Below are 17,666 nucleotides of genomic sequence, written 5' to 3' on the forward strand. Positions count from 1 at the left end.
GCGGGTTTACGCCCAGTTGCCGAGCTCGTCCAGGTGCTTGATGAGGCGGTCGGCGCCGTCGGTGAAGTGCCGGGCCATCGCGGCCCGGGCCGCCGCCGCGTCCCGCTCGGTGAGCGCGGCGAGCAGCGCCTCGTGGTCGGCGAGCATCCCGGCCCGCCAGGCCGGGTCGCCGGCGAGGAACCGGGCCGGCGTGTAGCGCGTCGCCCAGTGCAGCAGCCAGGCCAGCTTGCGGGCGCCGGCGATCCGGTTGCCGGCCCGGTGGAACTCGAACTCGAGCCGCTCCAGCTCGGCGATGTCGGCGCGCCGGCCCTGCGCGGCGCGCCGGATCGCCGTGTGCACGGCCGACAGCTCGGCCAGGTCCTCCGCCGTCGCCCGCTCGGCGATCCGCGTGGCCAGGTCGCCGGCGATGTGCGCCTGCAGCTGGAATACGTCGACGATGTCCTGCCGGGACAGCGGCGCCACCACGTAACCCCGGCGCGGCTGCAGCTCGACCATGTCATAGCCGCGCAGCGTCAGCAGTGCCTCCCGGACCGGGGTGATGCTGACCCCGAGCTGCTCGGCGACCTCCTCGAGGCGGATCCGCTCGCCAGGGCGCAGGTCGCCCGACATGATCCGGTCCCGCAGGTGCGCCACGACCTCGTCGGCCAGCTGCGGCCGCTCGACGGCCATGGTGTCTCCTCCCGAAAGCGGCTGACTCTATCAAATATCAAACTATCGGGCTTCCGGGAGATCCTATGACTGGCCCACTGCACGGGCTGCGCGTCGTCGAGCTGGCCGGCATCGGGCCGGGGCCGTTCGCCGCGATGCTGCTCGCCGACCTGGGTGCGGACGTGGTCCGGGTCGACCGGGCCGGCGGCGGCTCGCCGATCGGCGCCGACCCCGCCGGTGACCTGCTCAACCGGGGCAAGCGCTCGATCGCGGTCGACCTCAAGCAGCCCGACGGCGTCGAGACGGTCCTGGGCCTCGCCGGCCGGGCCCACGCCCTCATCGAGGGCTGGCGCCCCGGCGTCGCCGAACGGCTCGGCGTCGGCCCAGACGCGGTCCTGGCCCGCAACCCGGGACTGGTCTACGGGCGGATGACCGGCTGGGGTCAGGACGGCCCGCTCGCCACCACGGCCGGGCACGACGTCGACTACATCGCCCTCGCCGGCGCGCTGCAGCCGATCGGGCCGGCCGATGGCCCGCCGCAGATCCCGGTGAACCTGGTCGGCGACTTCGGCGGCGGCTCGCTGTATCTGGTCGTGGGGATCCTCGCCGCGCTGCGCGAGGCGGACCGCACCGGCCGGGGGCAGGTCGTCGACGCCGCGATCGTCGACGGCACCGCGCACCTCACCACGCTGCTGCACGGCCTGCGCGCGGCCGGCCGGTGGCAGGACCGGCGGGGCGCGAACCTGCTCGACGGCGGTGCGCCGTTCTACGCCGTCTACGAGACCGCCGACGCCGGGCACCTGGCGGTCGGCGCGCTCGAGCCGCAGTTCTACGCGGAGCTGCTGCGCCGCCTCGACCTGGACCGTGAGCCCGATCTGCCCGACCAGTACGACCCGGCCGGCTGGCCGCGGCTGCGCCGCGTGTTCGCAGCGCGCTTCGCCACCCGTACCCGGGAGGAATGGACACACCACTTCGCCGGCGGCGACGCCTGCGTCACCCCGGTGCTGACCCTGGACGAGGCGACCCGGGACGCGCACCTGGCCACCCGCGGGACGTTCGTGGAGCGGCACGGCACGATCCAGCCGGCGCTGGCGCCCCGGTTCTCGGCCACCCCGGCGCAGCTGTCCGGCCCGCCGCCGCTGCCCGGCCAGCACGGCCGGCAGATCCTCGACGAATGGAAGGTCCGTTGATGCGCCTCGCCACGACCCTGCAGTACGCCGCAGACCCAAGGACCGCCGCGGATCAGGCCGCCGGATGGGAATCGGCCGGGCTCGACGCGATCTGGGTCGCCGAGGCCTACGGGTTCGACGCCCCGACCATCCTCGGATACCTCGCCGCCCGCACCGAACGACTCGCGATCGGCTCGGCGATTCTGCCGATCTACTCCCGCACCCCGGCGCTGCTCGCGCAGACCGCGGCCGGGCTCGACGCGCTGTCCGGCGGCCGGGCCATGCTCGGCCTCGGCGCGTCCGGCCCGCAGGTCGTCGAGGGCTGGCACGGCGTGCCGTACGACAAGCCGCTCGCCCGGACCCGCGAGATCATCGAGATCTGCCGGCAGGCCTGGCGCCGCGAACCCCTGGCGCACGACGGCATCTACCGGCTGCCGCTGCCATCGGGCCAGGGCACAGGCCTGGGCAAGCCGTTGAAGATGCTCACCCACCCGGTCCGCGACCGGATCCCGATCTATCTCGCCGCGCTCGGCGACCGTAACGTGACGATGACCGCCGAGCTGGCCGAGGGCTGGCTGCCGTTCCTGTACCTGCCGGAGCGCGCCGGCCAGGTCTGGGGTGACGCCCTGGCCGCCGGTGCGGCCCTCCGCGACCCGGCGCTCGGCCCGCTCGACATCGTGGCCGGCGGCCCCCTCGCGATCGGCGCCGACGTCACCCACCTGCGCTCGGTCGCGCGTCCCGTGATCGCGCTCTATGTCGGCGGGATGGGTGCCCGCGGCCGCAACTTCTACCACGACGTGGTCACCCGGTACGGCTTCGGCGCCGCCGCGGACCGCATCCAGGACCTGTACCTGTCGGGCCGGAAGGAGGCCGCGGCCGCCGCCGTCCCCGACGAGCTCGTGGAGCTGTCGACCCTCATCGGACCGGCGGGATACGTGCGGGACCGGATCGCGGCCTTCAGGGACAGCGGCGTCACGACGCTCAACGTCACACCGCTCGGCCCCGACCCGCAGCGGCAGCTCGCCGCCGTCAAGGACATGCTGGATTGAGCGGCTGGACCTGGCTGCGCCGGCCCCGTCCGTGAGCGGGGCGGGCGTCGTGCGTCAGTGGTACAGGCCGTCGATGACGTCGGCGTAGCGATCGACGATCACGCGGCGGCGCAGCTTCAGGGTCGGGGTCACCTCGCCGGTCACCGGGGACCAGGCCGCCGGCAGCACGTGGAACGTCTTGATCTGCTCGGGCCGGGACAGCTTGGCGTTCGCCGCGTCGACCGCTGCCTGGATCTCGGCCAGCAGCAGCGGGTCGGTCGCGAGCGCGGCCAGCTCCAGGGGGAGGTCGCGGGCGCGGGCCCACATCGGCGCCATCTCCTCGTCGAGGACGACGAGGGCGGTCACGTACGGGCGGCGGTCGCCGATCGCCACCGCCTGCCCGATCAGCGGATGCGCCCGCAGCAGGTTCTCGATCTGCGCCGGCGCGATGTTCTTGCCGCTGGACGTGATGATGAGTTCCTTCTTGCGGTCGGTGATGGTGAGGTACCCGTCGTCGTCGAGCACCCCGACGTCGCCGGTGGCGAGCCAGCCGTCGGCGTCGGTGGCCGGCTCCACGCCACCGTCGGCGCGCAGGTAGCCGAGACAGACCAGGGGGCCGCGGACCAGGATTTCGCCGTCGTCGGCCAGCCGCAGCCGCATGCCTGGGTTGATCCGCCCGACGGTGCCGGTGCGGAACGCGTCCGGTGCGTTGATCGTGGCGGTGCCGGTGGTCTCGGTCATGCCCCAGACCTCCAGCACGTCGAGGCCGCAGCCGGCGAGGAACCGCAGCACCGCGACCGGGATCGGCGCCGAGCCGCTGCCGGCCCAGCTCGTGCGGTCCAGCCCGAGGCGCGCCCGCACCGGCCGGAGGACCTGTTCGTCCAGGGTGGACACCCGGGCGGCGAGTTCGGCGGGCACCGGCAGGCTGGCCTCCCGCAGTACATGACGCTCCAACGCGGCGGACCGGGCCGCTTCGAAGGCGGCTCGGACGGCGGGGTCGGCGGCGGCGACGAAGGCCTGGATGCCGGCGACCATCTTCTCCCACACGCGGGGCACGCCGAAGAACGAGACCGGGCGGACCCGCAGCAGCCCGGCGGCCAGCTGCGCGGGGTCGGCGCAGATCGTGACGTGCCCGGCCCGGTACACCGCGTTGTAGATGCCCAGCATGCGCTCGGCGATGTGGGCGAGCGGCAGGTACGCCAGTGCCGGCGCGTGGTCGGGCACCGGCACGGTCGCCTCCAGCACCACCGACTGGTACACCACGTTGTGGTGGCTGAGCAGCACACCCTTCGGATCGCCGGTCGTGCCCGAGGTGTAGAGCAGTGTGACGGGCTGTTCCGGGCGCACCGCCCGCCACAGCCGCTCGAACGCCGCCGGGTCGGCCGCCGTCTCGAGGTCGTGCAGCGGCACCGTGCCGGTCTCGGGCGGACCGTCGAGCTGGACCACCCGCGGCAGCGACGGCAGGTCGGGCAGGAACGGCCGGATCCGGTCGAGCTGGGCGGTGTTCTCGACCACGATCACGCGGGCCTGGCTGTGCTGGGCGACGTAGCGCAGCTGGTCGCCGCTGAGCGTGGCGTAGGCGGTGGCGGGCACGGCGCCGAGGTGCACCGCGGCGAGGTCGATCAGCCAGTGTTCGGGCCGGCTGGACATCAACGTCAGCATGCGGTCGCCGGGGCGCAGGCCGAGCTCGTGCAGGCCGACGGTGAGGGCGGCGACCCGGTCGCGGACCTGCGCCCAGCTCAGGGTGTCGGCGCCGGCGAGGGTGCTGAGGGCGGGCAGGTCGCCGAACTCGCGGGCGTTGCGCTCGAGCAGCGAAGGGATGGTCAGGCCGGCGGCGGTCGCGGCGAACCGCCGCGCGAGGTCGTCCCGGGTGTCGGTGACAGGGGTCATCGTGGTGCCTCCCTTACCCGGTGACCGTGCGCGGGATGTGGTCACCGGAGCGTCGTGGCGTCTGACGTCGCCGGAGCGGGGCACGGGCACACCGCCGTCGCTCCTGTGGGCACTGTAAACGACGGTTAACTTTCTGGGAAGGTGTGCAGCGCGACGAGCGCGAGCCGGGCGACGGCAGCGGGCACGCCGCCGGTCCCGGTGAAACGGACGGCCCGGCCCAGGTCGGTGACCAGGTTGATGGCCGCGTGCACGAGCACCCGGGCGTCGGTGGCCGGCAGGTCGGGGCGGGCCTGGGTGAGCAGCCGCACCCACTCCTCGACGTGCAGCCGCTGGACCTTGCGCAGCTCGTGCCGGTCCGGCTCGGGCAGGTTGTTGTTCTCGGCGAGGTACACCGAGACCAGGTCGCTCTCGCCGAACGCGAAGCCGACGTACGCCGCGACGAGCCGGCGCACCGCGTCGCCGGGGCCGGTGGCGCCCCGCAGCGCCGTCGCCGTCGACGCGGCCAGCCGGTCCGAGGCGCGGTAGTACGCGGCGGCGAGCAGATCGCCCTTGCTCGGGAAGTAGCGGTACACACTGGAGGCGTTGATCCCGGCGGCGGCGCCGATGTCCTCCATGCCGACGGCGTGATACCCGAGCCGGTGGAACAGCCGGATCGCCGCGGCCAGCAGCAGCTCCCGGCGCGACTCGAGCCCGTGCGCGGGCGGCTCGGCGGCGTGCGCGGCGAGGTGCGCGGCGCCGCGGGCGGACCGGATCGCGGCCGCGGGCGGCGCATCGGCGCGGAGCATCGCCCAGCCGAGCCGGTGCAGCGTCGCCTCGGCGCGGGCCTTCGGCGCGGCGGCCCGGTGCGTGGTCAGGCTGCCGAAGGTGCTCAGCGCGGCGCGCACCAGGAACTCGGCGCCGCCGGCGGACAGCTCCGGGCGCAGCCGCCGCAGCGGGGCGACGAGGCGGCCGTCGAGGGTGGCGAGGTCGGCGCGGAACTCGGTGCGGTGCTCCTCGGCGAGGTAGCGCCATTCCCACTGGTACAGCGCGCCGACCTTGCGCCGCTCCACGGTGAACCGGGCGAGCGCGGCCAGCTGCGCGTCGAGCACCTCGGCCGGGTCGTCGCCCGGCACCTCCCGCGCCGCGTCGAGTGCCGCGGTGACCAGCTCGCGGGTGGCGTGCACGAGGATCGCGTACTTGTTGGGAAAGTGCCGGTAGACCGCCGGCCCGCTGATCCCGACCGCCGCCGCGATCTCGTCGATGCCGACCAGGTGATACCCGCGCTCGCAGAACAACTCGGCCGCGACGAGCGCGATCTGGGCCTTGCGGTTCTTCGGCCGCTTCCTGGGAGCGAGGTCGGTGGCTGGCACACCGTGGAGCCTACGGCAGGCCGGGCCTTGACGGGCGCGGAGCGTCTCCGACAAAGTTAACGAAGATTCGCACACCGACCGGAGAGGTTGCGATGACACCAGAGGCCTACGTGTTCGACGCGGTCCGCACGCCGCGCGGGCGGGGCATGCAGAACGGCGCGCTGCACGGCGTGAAGCCGGTGTCGCTGGTCGTGGGGCTGCTCGACGAGCTGCACGCCCGCCACCCGGACCTGGACCCGGCCGCGATCGACGACATCGTGCTGGGTGTCGTCTCGCCCGTCGGCGACCAGGGCTCCGACATCGCCAGGACCGCCGCGATCGCGGCCGGCCTGCCGGACACCGTCGCGGGGGTGCAGCTGAACCGGTTCTGCGCGTCCGGTCTGGAGGCGGTGAACGTCGCCGCGCAGAAGGTCCGCGCCGGTTGGGAGGACCTCGTCCTCGCCGGCGGCGTGGAATCGATGTCGCGGGTGCCGATGGGCTCCGACGGGGGAGCGTGGGCCCTGGACCCGGAGACGAACTACGCTACGCGGTTCGTCCCGCAGGGCATCGGCGCCGACCTGATCGCGACCATGGAGGGCTTCAGCCGCGAGGACGTGGACGCCTACGCCCTGGAGTCGCAGACCCGCGCGGCGAAGGCCTGGGCGGGCGGCTACTTCGCCCGGTCGGTGGTGCCGGTCCGGGACCGCAACGGCCTGGTGGTGCTCGACCGCGACGAGCACCTGCGCGCGTCCACGGCCGAAGGCCTCGCGGCGCTGCCGCCGTCGTTCGGGGTTCTCGGCGGTTTCGACGCGGTGGCGTTGCAGCGGTACCACTGGGTCGAGCGGATCGAGCACGTGCACACCGCTGGGAACTCCTCCGGCATCGTCGACGGCGCGTCGCTCGTCCTCGTCGGCACTGAACGGGCGGGAGCGGCGGCCGGGCTGACACCACGGGCGCGGATCGTCGCGGCCGCCGTGTCCGGCGCCGACCCGACGATCATGCTGACGGGACCGGCACCGGCCAGCCGCAAGGCCCTCGCGAAGGCCGGCCTCACCGTCGCGGACCTCGACCTGGTCGAGATGAACGAGGCGTTCGCCGCGGTCGTGCTGCGCTTCGCCAAAGACCTGGACCTCCCCCTGGACAAGGTCAACGTGAACGGCGGCGCGATCGCGATGGGCCACCCGCTCGGTGCGACCGGCGGGATGCTGCTCGGCACGATCGTGGACGAGCTGGAACGCCGCGGCCAGCGGTTCGGCCTGGTCACCCTGTGCATCGGCGGCGGCATGGGGATCGCGACGATCGTGGAGCGGCTCTGATGACCATCCGATACGACCGCGGCGCCGACGGCGTCGTCGTGCTCACCGTCGACGACCCCAGCCGGGGCGTCAACACCATGAACGCGGCGTTCCTGGCGAGCCTGGACACCGTCCTGGACCGCCTCGAGGCGGAGCGGGCCGACATCACCGGCGTGATCATCACCTCGGCGAAGCGGTCCTGGTTCGCCGGCGGCGACCTGGACATGCTCGGCAGCATCGGCGCGGACCAGGCGGCGGAGGCGTACGCGGCCAGCATGCGGGTCAAGGCCCAGCTGCGCCGCCTGGAGACGCTGGGCCGGCCCGTGGTCGCGGCGATCAACGGCACCGTCCTCGGCGGCGGCCTGGAACTGGCCCTCGCCTGCCACCACCGGGTCGTCGCCGACGACCGCACGATCGAGATCGGGTGCCCCGAGGTCACGCTCGGCCTGCTGCCGGCCGGCGGCGGGGTCGTGCGGACGGTGCGCCTCCTCGGCCTCACCGAGGCGCTGCTGCAGGTGCTGCTCAAAGGCCAGCGGCACCGGCCGGCGAAGGCCCTCGAGATCGGCCTGGTCGACCAGGTGTCCCCTCACGAGGAGCTCCTGGACAGGGCGAAGGCCTGGATCGCGGCGAACCCCGGCGCGGTGCAGCCGTGGGACGTGCCCGGCTACCGGATCCCCGGTGGCGCGCCGAGCAGCCCGAAGCTCGCCGCGAACCTGCCCGCGTTTCCGGCGAACCTGCGCAAGGAGCTCAAGGGCGCCCCGTATCCGGCGCCCCGCAACATCCTCGCCGCCGCCGTCGAGGGCGCGCAGGTGGACCTGGCGACCGCGTTCGACATCGAGGCCCGGTACTTCACCGAGCTGGCCACCGGGCAGATCGCGAAGAACATGATCCGGGCGTTCTTCTTCGACCTGCAGGCCGCCAACGCCCGCGGCGGGTCACAGCGGTGCACCGAGGTCGCGGTGCTGGGCGCCGGGATGATGGGGGCCGGGATCGCCTACGTGTGCGCCCGGGCCGGCATGCGGGTGCTGCTCAAGGACGTCACCGTCGAGGCCGCCCGGCGCGGCAAGGCGTACTCGGAACGCCTCGTCGCCAAGGGGCGCGGCGGACCGGACCTCCTCGACCGGATCATCCCGACCGCCGACCCGGCCGACCTGGCCGGCGCGGACCTGGTCATCGAGGCCGTGTTCGAGGACCCGGCGCTCAAGCACAAGGTGTTCGCCGAGATCGAGGATATCGTCGCCGCCGACGCGCTGCTGTGCTCCAACACCTCCACCCTGCCCATCACCGGGCTCGCCGAGGGCGTGCGGCGCCGGGCGGACTTCGTTGGCCTGCACTTCTTCTCACCCGTGGACAGGATGCCTCTCGTCGAGGTCATCCGTGGCGCCGGCACCTCCGACGCCGCCGTCGACCGCGCCCTGGGCGTCGTGCGACAGCTGCGCAAGACCCCGATCGTCGTCAACGACAGCCGCGGCTTCTTCACCAGCCGCGTCATCGGCACCTTCACCAACGAGGGCGTCGCGATGCTCGCCGAGGGCATCGCCGCGCCGTCGATCGAGCAGGCCAGCGCCCAGGCCGGCTACCCGGCGCCGGTGCTGCAGCTCATGGACGAGCTGACCCTCACCCTGCCGCGCAAGATCCGTCGCGAGAATGCCGCCGCCGGCGCCTGGACCCCACATCCGGCCGACGCGGTCATCGACCGCATGATCGACGAGTTCGGGCGGCCCGGCCGGTCCGGCGGCGCCGGGTTCTACGGGTACGCCGACGGAAAGCGCACCAGGCTCTGGCCCGGACTGCGCGAACACTTCGCCCGGGACGGCGTCCGGCCGCCGCTGATCGACCTGCAGGAGCGGATGCTGTTCGCCGAGGCCCTCGAATCGGTGCGGTGCCTCGACGAGGGCGTCCTCACCTGCGTCGCCGACGCCAACATCGGCTCCATCCTCGGCATCGGCTTCCCCGGCTGGACCGGCGGCGTGCTGCAGTACGTCAACCAGTACGACGGTGGCCTGCCCGGCTTCATCGCCCGGGCCCGCGAGCTCGCCACGCGCTACGGGTCCCGCTTCGACCCGCCCCGGCTGCTGCTGGACAAGGCCGTCCGCGGGGAGGAGTTCCGCTGAACCTCGTGCAGGGTAGCGGGTGGGGCGAGCCCCCGACATGAACAGCAGGTAGCGGGCGATCGTCCGGAAAGATTGGGCTTTGTCCACAGTCGCCGCTCGTCGATGATGGACTGCGTGTCGCCCCCGGTGCCGCCTGACGTGGTCGGGCCCCTCGCACGTCCGATCGCCGTCGTCAACGCCACCATGCGCTGCGGCGAGCTCGATCTACACTTCCGTGCGGACCCCGCACTGCCCTGCGTGGCGGTGCTGTATCTCGACGGCGGTGTCGGCCTCATCAACCGTGACCGGTTCGCGCAGCTGATGGCCGGGCCGTTCGGCTACGGACGGGCGTTGTGGGAGAAGACGCCGGCGGGTCGCACGGCCGACCCGGCGCCGATGATCGTGGCGGAGGACGCACTGGTCGTCGACGTGTGCGAGCAGCTCGGCCGGCGCGACCGGACCCGGCGCTACGACGACGTGCTGGTGCGCCGGCCCGGTGGTCAGCTCGCCCGGGTGTCCGCGGCGCGGCTCTACGAGGCGCTCGCCGATCTCATGAACCACCAGGCCGTTCGCGATCCGCTGAGCGGCCTGGTGAACCGGGCGCAGTTCCTCCGTGGGCTGGCCGCGGCCTGCCGCGACGCCGAGCACCCGGGCATCGCCGTCGTGTTCCTCGACCTGGACCGGATGAAGCAGGTCAACGACACGCTCGGTCACAACGTCGGTGACCGGCTCATCGTCTCCGTCGCCCGCCGGCTCGGCGCACTCGCCGGCGACGGCGACCTGGTCGCGCGGCTCGGCGGCGACGAGTTCGCGGTGCTGACGAGGATCGCCGGAGGCGCCCGCGCGGACCTGTCGGCCGCGGCGCTCGGCGAGCGGTTCCGCGAGGCGGTCGCGACGCCCGATCCGGCGCTGCCGGCCGGTGCGCACAGCACGGCCAGCGTCGGCGTGGCGATCGGCAGCGCGGGCTCCGACGCGGAGACCCTCCTGCGGGAGGCGGACCTGGCGATGTATCAGGCGAAGCGCGCCGGCGGCGGCACAGTCCGGATCGCGTCGGCCACCGGCTCCCAGGGGGACCCGCTGCCCGGCGCCGGCGACGGCATCCGCGGTGCCATCGACCGCGGCGAGCTGCGCCTGTTCTACCAGCCGATCATCGGTGTCAACGACGGCCGGGTCTGGTCCGTCGAGGCGCTCGTCCGCTGGCTGCACCCCCAGCACGGGTTGCTCACCCCCGAACGCTTCCTGCCGGCGGTGTCGCAGGCGGGCCAGCTCCCCGCCCTGGACCGCTGGGTCCTCGAGCGCGCCTGCGCCGACCTCGCCGCCTGGGAGGCGGCCTACGGCGGCCGGGCGCCGCGGTGCGTCAACGTGAACCTCACCGTCGAGACGCTCAACGACGCCGACCTCGCCGGCAGCGTCCTGGCCACGCTGCGCCGCGCCGGGCTCGCGCCGGAGCGCCTGCGGGTGGAGCTGCCGGAGTCGGCCGACCTCGCCCAGCTGCGGGGCGCCGTCGACCAGCTGCGGCGACTGCGCGACCACGGGGTCGGCATCGTGCTCGACGACATGGGAGCCGGCTCGGCGACGCTGCGCCACCTGTCGGTCCTGCCCGTGACCGGCATCAAGATCGACCGGTCGTTCGTGGCCAGGATGCTGGACAGCCGCAACGACCACGCGGTCGTCAAACTGCTCGGCGATCTCGGCCGCAGCGTCGGCATCGAGGTGACGGCCGAGGGGGTCGAAGTCGACGAGCAGCTCACCTGGCTGCGGCAGCTGCAGGTCCCGTACGCGCAGGGCTATCACCTCGGCATGCCCGCGCCCGCCGACCATCTCACCGGCCTGCTGCGCACCGGGCGCAGGCAGGCCGCCGCGACGGGCGCGGTCGGCCGGCACCGGCTCCAGCCGTTGCCCGAGCTGCAGGACGCGCTACCGGGCGACCCGGCGGTCCGGTCGTAGGTCGCGGATCAGGCGCTCCGGGTCACCGTGCACCGGGCGTCCGGCCCGGCGTGGAACACGTACTCGCCGGGCGGGGCGACGAACCCACCGGCGACGGACCCACCGGCGACGGACCCACCGGCGACGGACCCACCGGCGACGGACCCACCGGCGACGGACCCACCGGCGACGAACCCGCCGGACCAGTAGGCGAGGGCCGTCACCGGCACGGCGAAGCGGAGCTCGCGGGACTCGCCCGCGGCCAGGGGCACCCGCTCGAAGCCGACCAGCCGCCGGGCCGGCGCCGGCACCGGCCAGCACCGCGGGGTCACGAACAGCCGCACGACCTCGTCGCCGGCGCGGTCGCCGGTGTTGGTGACGGTCACGCTCGCGGTGTATCCGTCGGCGGTGGGCGTGACGTCCAGCGGGCCGTAGCCGAACGTCGTGTACGACAGCCCGTGGCCGAAGGGGTAGAGCGGCTCGCCGCGATGGTACTGGTAGGTCCACCCGGAGCCGATGATGTCGTAGTCGGTGGGTGCGGGCAGCGCGGTGTCGCCGCGATACCAGGTCTGCGGCAGCCGCCCGCCCGGGTTCGCCGCACCCAGCAGGACGTCGGCGAGGGCGTTGCCGAGCTCCTGCCCGGCGTGGCTGCTCCACAGGATCGCCGGCGCGTGCTCCTGGGCCCAGTCGATCGCATAGGGATAGCTGGACACCAGCGTGACGACCGTGGCCGGCGCGGCGTCGAGGACCGCGCGCAGCAGCGTCTCCTGTTCCGGCGGCAACAGCAGCGAGGAACGGTCGACGGTCTCCCGGCCGTTGATGTGCGGGTCGTTGCCCAGCACCAGCACGACCCGCGCCGCATCCCGGGCGGCCGCCACGGCCGCCGCCACCCCGGAGGTCACCTCGAGGCGCGTGAACCGCAGCGCGCCGCCGTCGCCGACGGTCAGCCGCCCGTCGGCGGTCCCGGTCACGTACCGGCCGAGGGCGTTGGAGTGCAGCAGGAACTCCTCGGCACCGGCGGGGTGCAGCTCCCACAGCTCGCGCACCACCCAGCCGTCCGGCGTCACCGCGGTCGCGGCGAGGACGCCGGACTCCTCGACGGTGACGTAGTGGTCCGTGCGGTCCTCCCGCAGGGTGTGGACCGGCACCGGGCACGGCACGCTGGTGCCCCACTGCTGATGGGCGAACGTCGCGCCGGGCCCGTCGCCGAGCCGCAGCGTGCCGTCGGGGTCGAGGAGCACCTGGCGGCCGTCGGGGGTGGCGAGCCGGATCCGGTCGACACCGTCCACAGTGGTCACCGAACGCCGGCCGAGCCGGGCCCGTAGCGCGTCGGCGAGGGTGACCGTGTAGGGCGGTGTGCCGCTGTACCAGTCGGTTAGCACCCGGTCGCCGAGGTGCCCGATGACCGCGACGCCGCCGGTCCCGGTCCACGGCAGCGTGCCGGCGGCGTTCTTGAGCAGCACGACGCCCGAGTGCGCGGCGCGGGCCGCCAGCCGGGTGTGTGCTTCGCAGCCGATGACGTCGTCGCGGATCCCGGTGTACGGGTCCCGTGCCGGTGCGAACTCCCCGGTCCGGGCCCGCATCAGCAGGATCCGTCCCAGGGCCGCGTCGACGTCCGCCTCGGTGATCAGACCGCGCCGGAGGGCCTCGGTGAACCGGGCGACGGTGGGTGCCGCGTCGGGACCGTTGTCGGTGTAGCTGTCCACCCCGGCCCGCAGCGCCGCGGCGTGCGAGGTGGCGTGATCGGGGAAGTGCCGCTCGGTCTCCACCAGGTTCGACGGTGCCTGCGCGTCGGAGCACACCACCAGGTCGGGCGCGACGGCCCGCAGCACGCCGGCGATCAGCGGATGCACGTGGTTCGGCACGCCGTTGACGAGGTTGTAGGCCGGCATGACCCCGGCCGCCACCCCCGCGCGCAGCGGCTCGAGGAACCCGGGCAGCTCGTACTCGTGCAGGACCCGCTCGGGCACGGCGATGTCGACGACGTCGCGGGCGGTCTCCACGTTGTAGGCGAGGAAGTGCTTGAGGACGGGCGCGGTCCGCCACACGTCGGGGTGCCCGCCGCGCAGCCCGGTGCAGTACGCGACGGCCAGCTCGGCGGTCATGAGCGGGTCTTCGCTGTAGCCCTCCTCGTTGCGCCCCCACCGCGGGTCGCGCAGCGGGTTGACCACCGGCGCCCACACGTTGAGCGAGGCACGCCCGTCCCGGTGCAGCGCGCGGACCTCGGTCGAGACGGCCTCGCCGACGGCGCGCAGTAGCGCCCGGTCCCAGCTCGCGCCGAGCCCGACGGCCTGCGGGAAGACGGTGGCCCGGCCGAGCCAGGCGACGCCGTGCAGCGCCTCGCAGCCGGTGTGGAACCCGGCCAGGCCGAGCCGCGGCACGGCCGGCTGCCGCTGGTGCAGCATCGCGATCTTCTCGGCGGTGGTGAGCCGCCGCAGCAGGTCCGCGACGGCGTCGGGCGAGCTCATGCGTGGTCCCCGATCTGCTGGAGAGCCGGCCAGTCGAAGCGCTTCGATGATCGATGCCCGGCCGGTGGCTGTCAAACTGGGCGAAACTTTCACGCCCGGCGGCACGGTCCACGTCGATGTCCCGGTCGTGTCCTTGTCGCCCGCGCATCGATGCCCTACGGTCTGGCCAGTCGTCGCGCTGTCGAAGCGCTTCGATACTTCGCGCACCGCATCGTGCACCTCGATCACCCGGAGGGTGGAACCACCATGCAAAGCGGAGCGATCCCAGACGCCGGCGGGCTGAGCCGGCGCGGCCTGCTCACCTCCATCGCCGTCATCGCCGCCGTGCCGTTGCTGGACGCCTGCGGCAGCCCGAAGGAGAAGGGCGCCGGCACGACCAGCGAGGGCGACCTGTCCAAGGCGCTGCCCGCCTACGCGCCCAGCGACCTGGTCAAGCCCGACATCCCGGTCGTCGCCGGCGCCAACGGGGCGTCCACCGACCCGGCGTTCCTGGCGTACCCGGCCAACCCGGTCCGCACCGTGACCGGCGCGGTCGGCGCCGGCGGGACCTACGTGACGATGACCCCGCTGTGGGGCGCGATCCCGCCGTCCAGCGGCAACGCCTACTACGACGCGGTCAACAAGGCACTCGGCGCGACCCTGAAGCTGCAACCCGCCGACGGCAACACCTACGCCGACCTGCTGCCGCCGCTGTTCGCCGCGGACAAGCTGCCGGACTGGATCGACGTGCCCAGCTGGACCACCACGAAACTCAACTTCGGCGAGGCGGTCCGCACCAAGTTCGCCGACCTCACCCCGTATCTGGCCGGCGACAAGGTCAAGCAGTATCCGAACCTCGCCGCGCTGTCCACCAACGCCTGGGTGTCCGGTGTGTGGAACGGCAAGCTCTACGGCCTGCCGATCTACTCCTCCAACGCCGTCATCGCCGGCGCCTACTTCTACCGCAAGGACATCTTCGACAAGGCGGGCGTCTCCGCCGACGTCACGAGCATCGCCGACCTGGAGGCGATCGGGAAGGCGCTGACCAACGCCGCCGCCGGGCAGTGGGCGTTCGACGACCTGTTCGGCAACGACGCCGGCTACATCTGCCAGATCTTCGGCTTCCCCAGCCAGGGGTACCCGTGGACCACCGACTCCGGCGGCAAGCTGCAGCACCGGTACGAGACCGACGGCATCGTCGAGGCACTCAACTGGCACGCCAAGATGGTCAAGGCCGGCTACCTGCACCCCGACGCGGTCGCCAACAACAGCCAGAACGCCAAGCAACGTTTCTGGAGCGGCAAGGTCGCCGTGTGCGCCGACGGCACCGGCGCCTGGAACGGCGACGACGCGAAGTCCGGCGCCGCCGCCAACCCCAGCTACAACCGGCAGGCGTTCAAACTGTTCAGCGCCAAGGGCGACAAGCCGACCATCCAGCTCGGCAACGGCGCGTCGATGTACAGCTACCTGAACAAGAAGCTCAACGACGGCCAGATCAAGGAACTCCTCGCGATCGCCAACTACCTCGCCGCGCCCTACGGCTCCGCCGAGTGGCTCACCGTCAACTTCGGCACCGCCGGCACGCACCACACGATGACCGCCGGCAACCCGCTGCTGACCGAGCAGGGCAGCAAGGAGATCGCCACCACGTTCCAGTTCCTGGCCTGCCCCGCGTCGGCCAGCACCGTGCAGTCAGGCGCCGTGCAGGTGGTCAAGGACGCCGCCGCCTGGCAGGCCGACCTGGTCAAGCACACGGTGAAGCCGCTGTTCTACGGCATGAACGTGTCCGAGCCGGCGCAGTTCGCCTCGCTCGGCCAGCCGATGATGGACACGATCACCGACGTGAAGCTCGGCCGCAAACCGATCTCCGCGTGGACCGAGGCGGTCACCACCTGGCGCAAGCAGGGCGGCGACGACCTGCGCAAGTTCTACGACGGCATCCGCGAGAAGTTCGGCACCGGCAAATGACGACCGGCGGGACCGCGACGAAGCCGGACGCGCCACCGCGTCCGGCTCCGGCCGCGACCGTCACACAGCGGCGGTGGCGGATCCGGCTGCTCCGGGACCGTTCGCTGCTGCTCATGACGCTGCCGGCGGTCGTGCTCCTCGCCGTGTTCGCCTACGTGCCGATGCTCGGCCTGGTCACCGCCTTCCAGAGCTACGACATCTACTCCGGCTTCTGGCACAGCCCACTGACCGGCCTCGACAACTTCCAGCGGCTGCTGGACGACCCGATCTTCTGGCACGCGCTGTCCAACACGCTCGTCATCAGCGCCGTGCAGCTCGTGCTGTACTTCCCGGTGCCGATCGCCCTGGCGCTGGTGTTCAACGAGGTCGTCAACGCCCGCCTCCGCTCGTTCGTGCAGTCGGTGGTGTACCTGCCGCACTTCTTCTCCTGGGTCCTCGTCGTGACCGTGTTCCAGGAGATGCTCGGCGGCGCCGGCGCGCTCAACACCATGCTGCGCCGGCACGGCTGGGCGACCTGGGACATCATGACCGACCCCGACGCCTTCAAGTACCTCGTCACCGCGCAGGCCGTGTGGAAGGAGGCCGGCTGGGGCGTCATCGTGTTCCTCGCCGCGCTCGCCGCCATCGACCAGAGCCTCTACGAGGCGGCCGCCGCCGACGGTGCCGGCCGGTGGCGCCGGCTGTGGCACATCACGCTGCCCGGCATGCGCGGCGTCATCGTGCTCATGCTGGTGCTGCGCCTGGGCAACGCGCTCACCGTCGGCTTCGAACAGATGCTCGTCCAGCGGCAGGCGGTCGGCCGGGACGCCTCCGAGGTGCTCGACACCTTCGCCTACTACTACGGCGTGGTCAACAACAACTTCAGCTACGGCGCCGCCGCCGGCCTGTTCAAGGGCGTGCTGTCCCTGATCCTGGTGCTGGCCGCCAACAAGCTCGCGCACGCCTTCGGCGAGGACGGACTGTATCGCAAATGACCGCCCCTGTTTGGGAAGAGCCGCTCGGGCCCGTGGGCAAGGCCGGCAAGGGCATCACGCTGTTCCTCGTCGTGGCGGTGATCCTGGTGCCGCTGTACTCGATCGTGCTCACCAGCTTCTCCACGCAGGCGGCCATCAACGAGGCCGGCGGGCTGGTCACGGTGCCGACGGAGCTGACGGTCGAGGCGTACCGGCAGATCTTCACCAACCAGCTCGTCACCCACTCGCTGCTGGTCAGCCTCGCCATCACCGCCGTGGGCACGGCACTGTCGATGGTGGTGACCGTCCTGTGCGCCTACGGGCTGTCCCGGCACGGGTCGCTCGGCCACCGGGGCATCCTGCTGTTCCTGGTCGTGACGATGTTCTTCAGCGGCGGGCTGATCCCGACGTTCCTCGTCGTGACCTCGCTCGGCGGCTACGGCGAGTACTGGACGATGATCCTGCCCAGCGCCGTGTCGGTGTTCAACATCCTGGTGATGCGCGGCTTCTTCAGCGGCACCGCACCGGAGCTCATCGACGCGGCCCGCATGGACGGTGCGGGGGAGTGGCGCATCCTGTGGTCGGTGGTGCTGCCGACCTCCCGGGCCGTCACCGCCGTCATCACCCTGTTCTACGCCGTCGGCTACTGGAACTCGTTCTTCAACGCGCTGCTGTACCTGCCCGACAACGGCAAGTGGCCGCTGCAGATGATCCTCTACACGTACACGCTGCAGGGCAGCTCGATGCCCGGCGGCGGGGTCACCGGCACCGGCCAGTACGCCGGCCATCAGCAGATCGCCCAGCTGTCGCTGCAGATGGCGGTCGTCACGCTCACCCTGATCCCGATCGTGGTGGCGTACCCGTTCGTGCAGCGGCACTTCACCAAGGGCATGCTCACCGGCGCGATCAAGGGCTGACGCG

Annotated in this window: 12 protein-coding genes; 8 read left to right on the forward strand and 4 right to left on the reverse strand. The window is 72.7% G+C overall.

Annotation, left to right across the window (positions count from 1 at the left end):
* Window positions 1-6: 6 nt before the first annotated feature.
* On the reverse strand, window positions 7-669 hold the full coding sequence (locus Dsi01nite_RS34865; RefSeq protein ID WP_203850607.1) for a GntR family transcriptional regulator: 663 nt from the start codon (window positions 667-669) through the stop codon (window positions 7-9).
* A gap of 65 nt (window positions 670-734) precedes the next feature.
* Here Dsi01nite_RS34865 and Dsi01nite_RS34870 point away from each other — a divergent pair, with 65 nt between their 5' ends.
* Both Dsi01nite_RS34870 and Dsi01nite_RS34875 read left to right on the forward strand, forming a co-directional pair.
* A complete protein-coding gene (locus tag Dsi01nite_RS34870) occupies window positions 735-1,838 on the forward strand; it encodes a CaiB/BaiF CoA transferase family protein (RefSeq protein WP_203850608.1) in 1,104 nt (367 codons plus the stop codon).
* Window positions 1,823-2,866 (forward strand): LLM class F420-dependent oxidoreductase, encoded by a 1,044-nt coding sequence (locus Dsi01nite_RS34875; RefSeq protein WP_308442121.1) that lies wholly within the window; start codon window positions 1,823-1,825, stop codon window positions 2,864-2,866. Before Dsi01nite_RS34870 ends, Dsi01nite_RS34875 begins: the two co-directional genes overlap by 16 nt.
* A 54-nt stretch (window positions 2,867-2,920) precedes the next feature.
* Here Dsi01nite_RS34875 and Dsi01nite_RS34880 read toward each other — a convergent pair whose 3' ends face one another.
* Window positions 2,921-4,735 (reverse strand): AMP-dependent synthetase/ligase, encoded by a 1,815-nt coding sequence (locus Dsi01nite_RS34880; RefSeq protein ID WP_203850609.1) that lies wholly within the window; start codon window positions 4,733-4,735, stop codon window positions 2,921-2,923.
* A 125-nt stretch (window positions 4,736-4,860) separates the two neighbouring features.
* On the reverse strand, window positions 4,861-6,084 hold the full coding sequence (locus Dsi01nite_RS34885; protein ID WP_203850610.1) for a TetR/AcrR family transcriptional regulator: 1,224 nt from the start codon (window positions 6,082-6,084) through the stop codon (window positions 4,861-4,863).
* 92 nt (window positions 6,085-6,176) lie between these two features.
* On the opposite strand from Dsi01nite_RS34885, the gene Dsi01nite_RS34890 reads away from it, so the two are divergent.
* The 3 genes from Dsi01nite_RS34890 (at window position 6,177) to Dsi01nite_RS34900 (ending at window position 11,398) form a co-directional block, all read left to right on the forward strand.
* Window positions 6,177-7,379, forward strand: coding sequence for an acetyl-CoA C-acetyltransferase (locus Dsi01nite_RS34890; RefSeq protein ID WP_203850611.1), 1,203 nt, complete (start codon window positions 6,177-6,179; stop codon window positions 7,377-7,379).
* Window positions 7,379-9,472, forward strand: a complete 2,094-nt coding sequence (locus Dsi01nite_RS34895) for a 3-hydroxyacyl-CoA dehydrogenase NAD-binding domain-containing protein (RefSeq protein ID WP_203850612.1) — start codon at window positions 7,379-7,381, stop codon at window positions 9,470-9,472. Before Dsi01nite_RS34890 ends, Dsi01nite_RS34895 begins: the two co-directional genes overlap by 1 nt.
* Before the next feature lie 114 nt (window positions 9,473-9,586).
* Window positions 9,587-11,398 carry an EAL domain-containing protein gene (locus Dsi01nite_RS34900; protein WP_203850613.1) on the forward strand — a complete coding sequence of 604 codons (1,812 nt, stop codon included), beginning with the start codon at window positions 9,587-9,589 and terminating at the stop codon, window positions 11,396-11,398.
* A gap of 8 nt (window positions 11,399-11,406) precedes the next feature.
* Here Dsi01nite_RS34900 and Dsi01nite_RS34905 read toward each other — a convergent pair whose 3' ends face one another.
* A complete protein-coding gene (locus Dsi01nite_RS34905) occupies window positions 11,407-13,845 on the reverse strand; it encodes a glycoside hydrolase family 3 C-terminal domain-containing protein (protein ID WP_203850614.1) in 2,439 nt (812 codons plus the stop codon).
* Window positions 13,846-14,091: 246 nt separating this feature from the next.
* Between Dsi01nite_RS34905 and Dsi01nite_RS34910 the strand changes: the two genes are divergently transcribed.
* From Dsi01nite_RS34910 to Dsi01nite_RS34920, 3 genes are read left to right on the forward strand one after another with little or no spacing between them, the layout of a single operon-like run.
* Window positions 14,092-15,792, forward strand: coding sequence for a type 2 periplasmic-binding domain-containing protein (locus Dsi01nite_RS34910; protein ID WP_203850615.1), 1,701 nt, complete (start codon window positions 14,092-14,094; stop codon window positions 15,790-15,792).
* Window positions 15,789-16,766, forward strand: a complete 978-nt coding sequence (locus Dsi01nite_RS34915; RefSeq protein WP_203850616.1) for an ABC transporter permease — start codon at window positions 15,789-15,791, stop codon at window positions 16,764-16,766. The genes Dsi01nite_RS34910 and Dsi01nite_RS34915 overlap by 4 nt, the downstream gene beginning before the upstream one ends.
* Window positions 16,763-17,662, forward strand: coding sequence for a carbohydrate ABC transporter permease (locus Dsi01nite_RS34920; protein ID WP_203850617.1), 900 nt, complete (start codon window positions 16,763-16,765; stop codon window positions 17,660-17,662). Before Dsi01nite_RS34915 ends, Dsi01nite_RS34920 begins: the two co-directional genes overlap by 4 nt.
* The last annotated feature ends 4 nt before the right edge of the window (window positions 17,663-17,666 follow it).

The organism is Dactylosporangium siamense (genome assembly GCF_016862795.1).
GTDB classification, from domain to species: Bacteria; Actinomycetota; Actinomycetes; order Mycobacteriales; family Micromonosporaceae; genus Dactylosporangium; species Dactylosporangium siamense.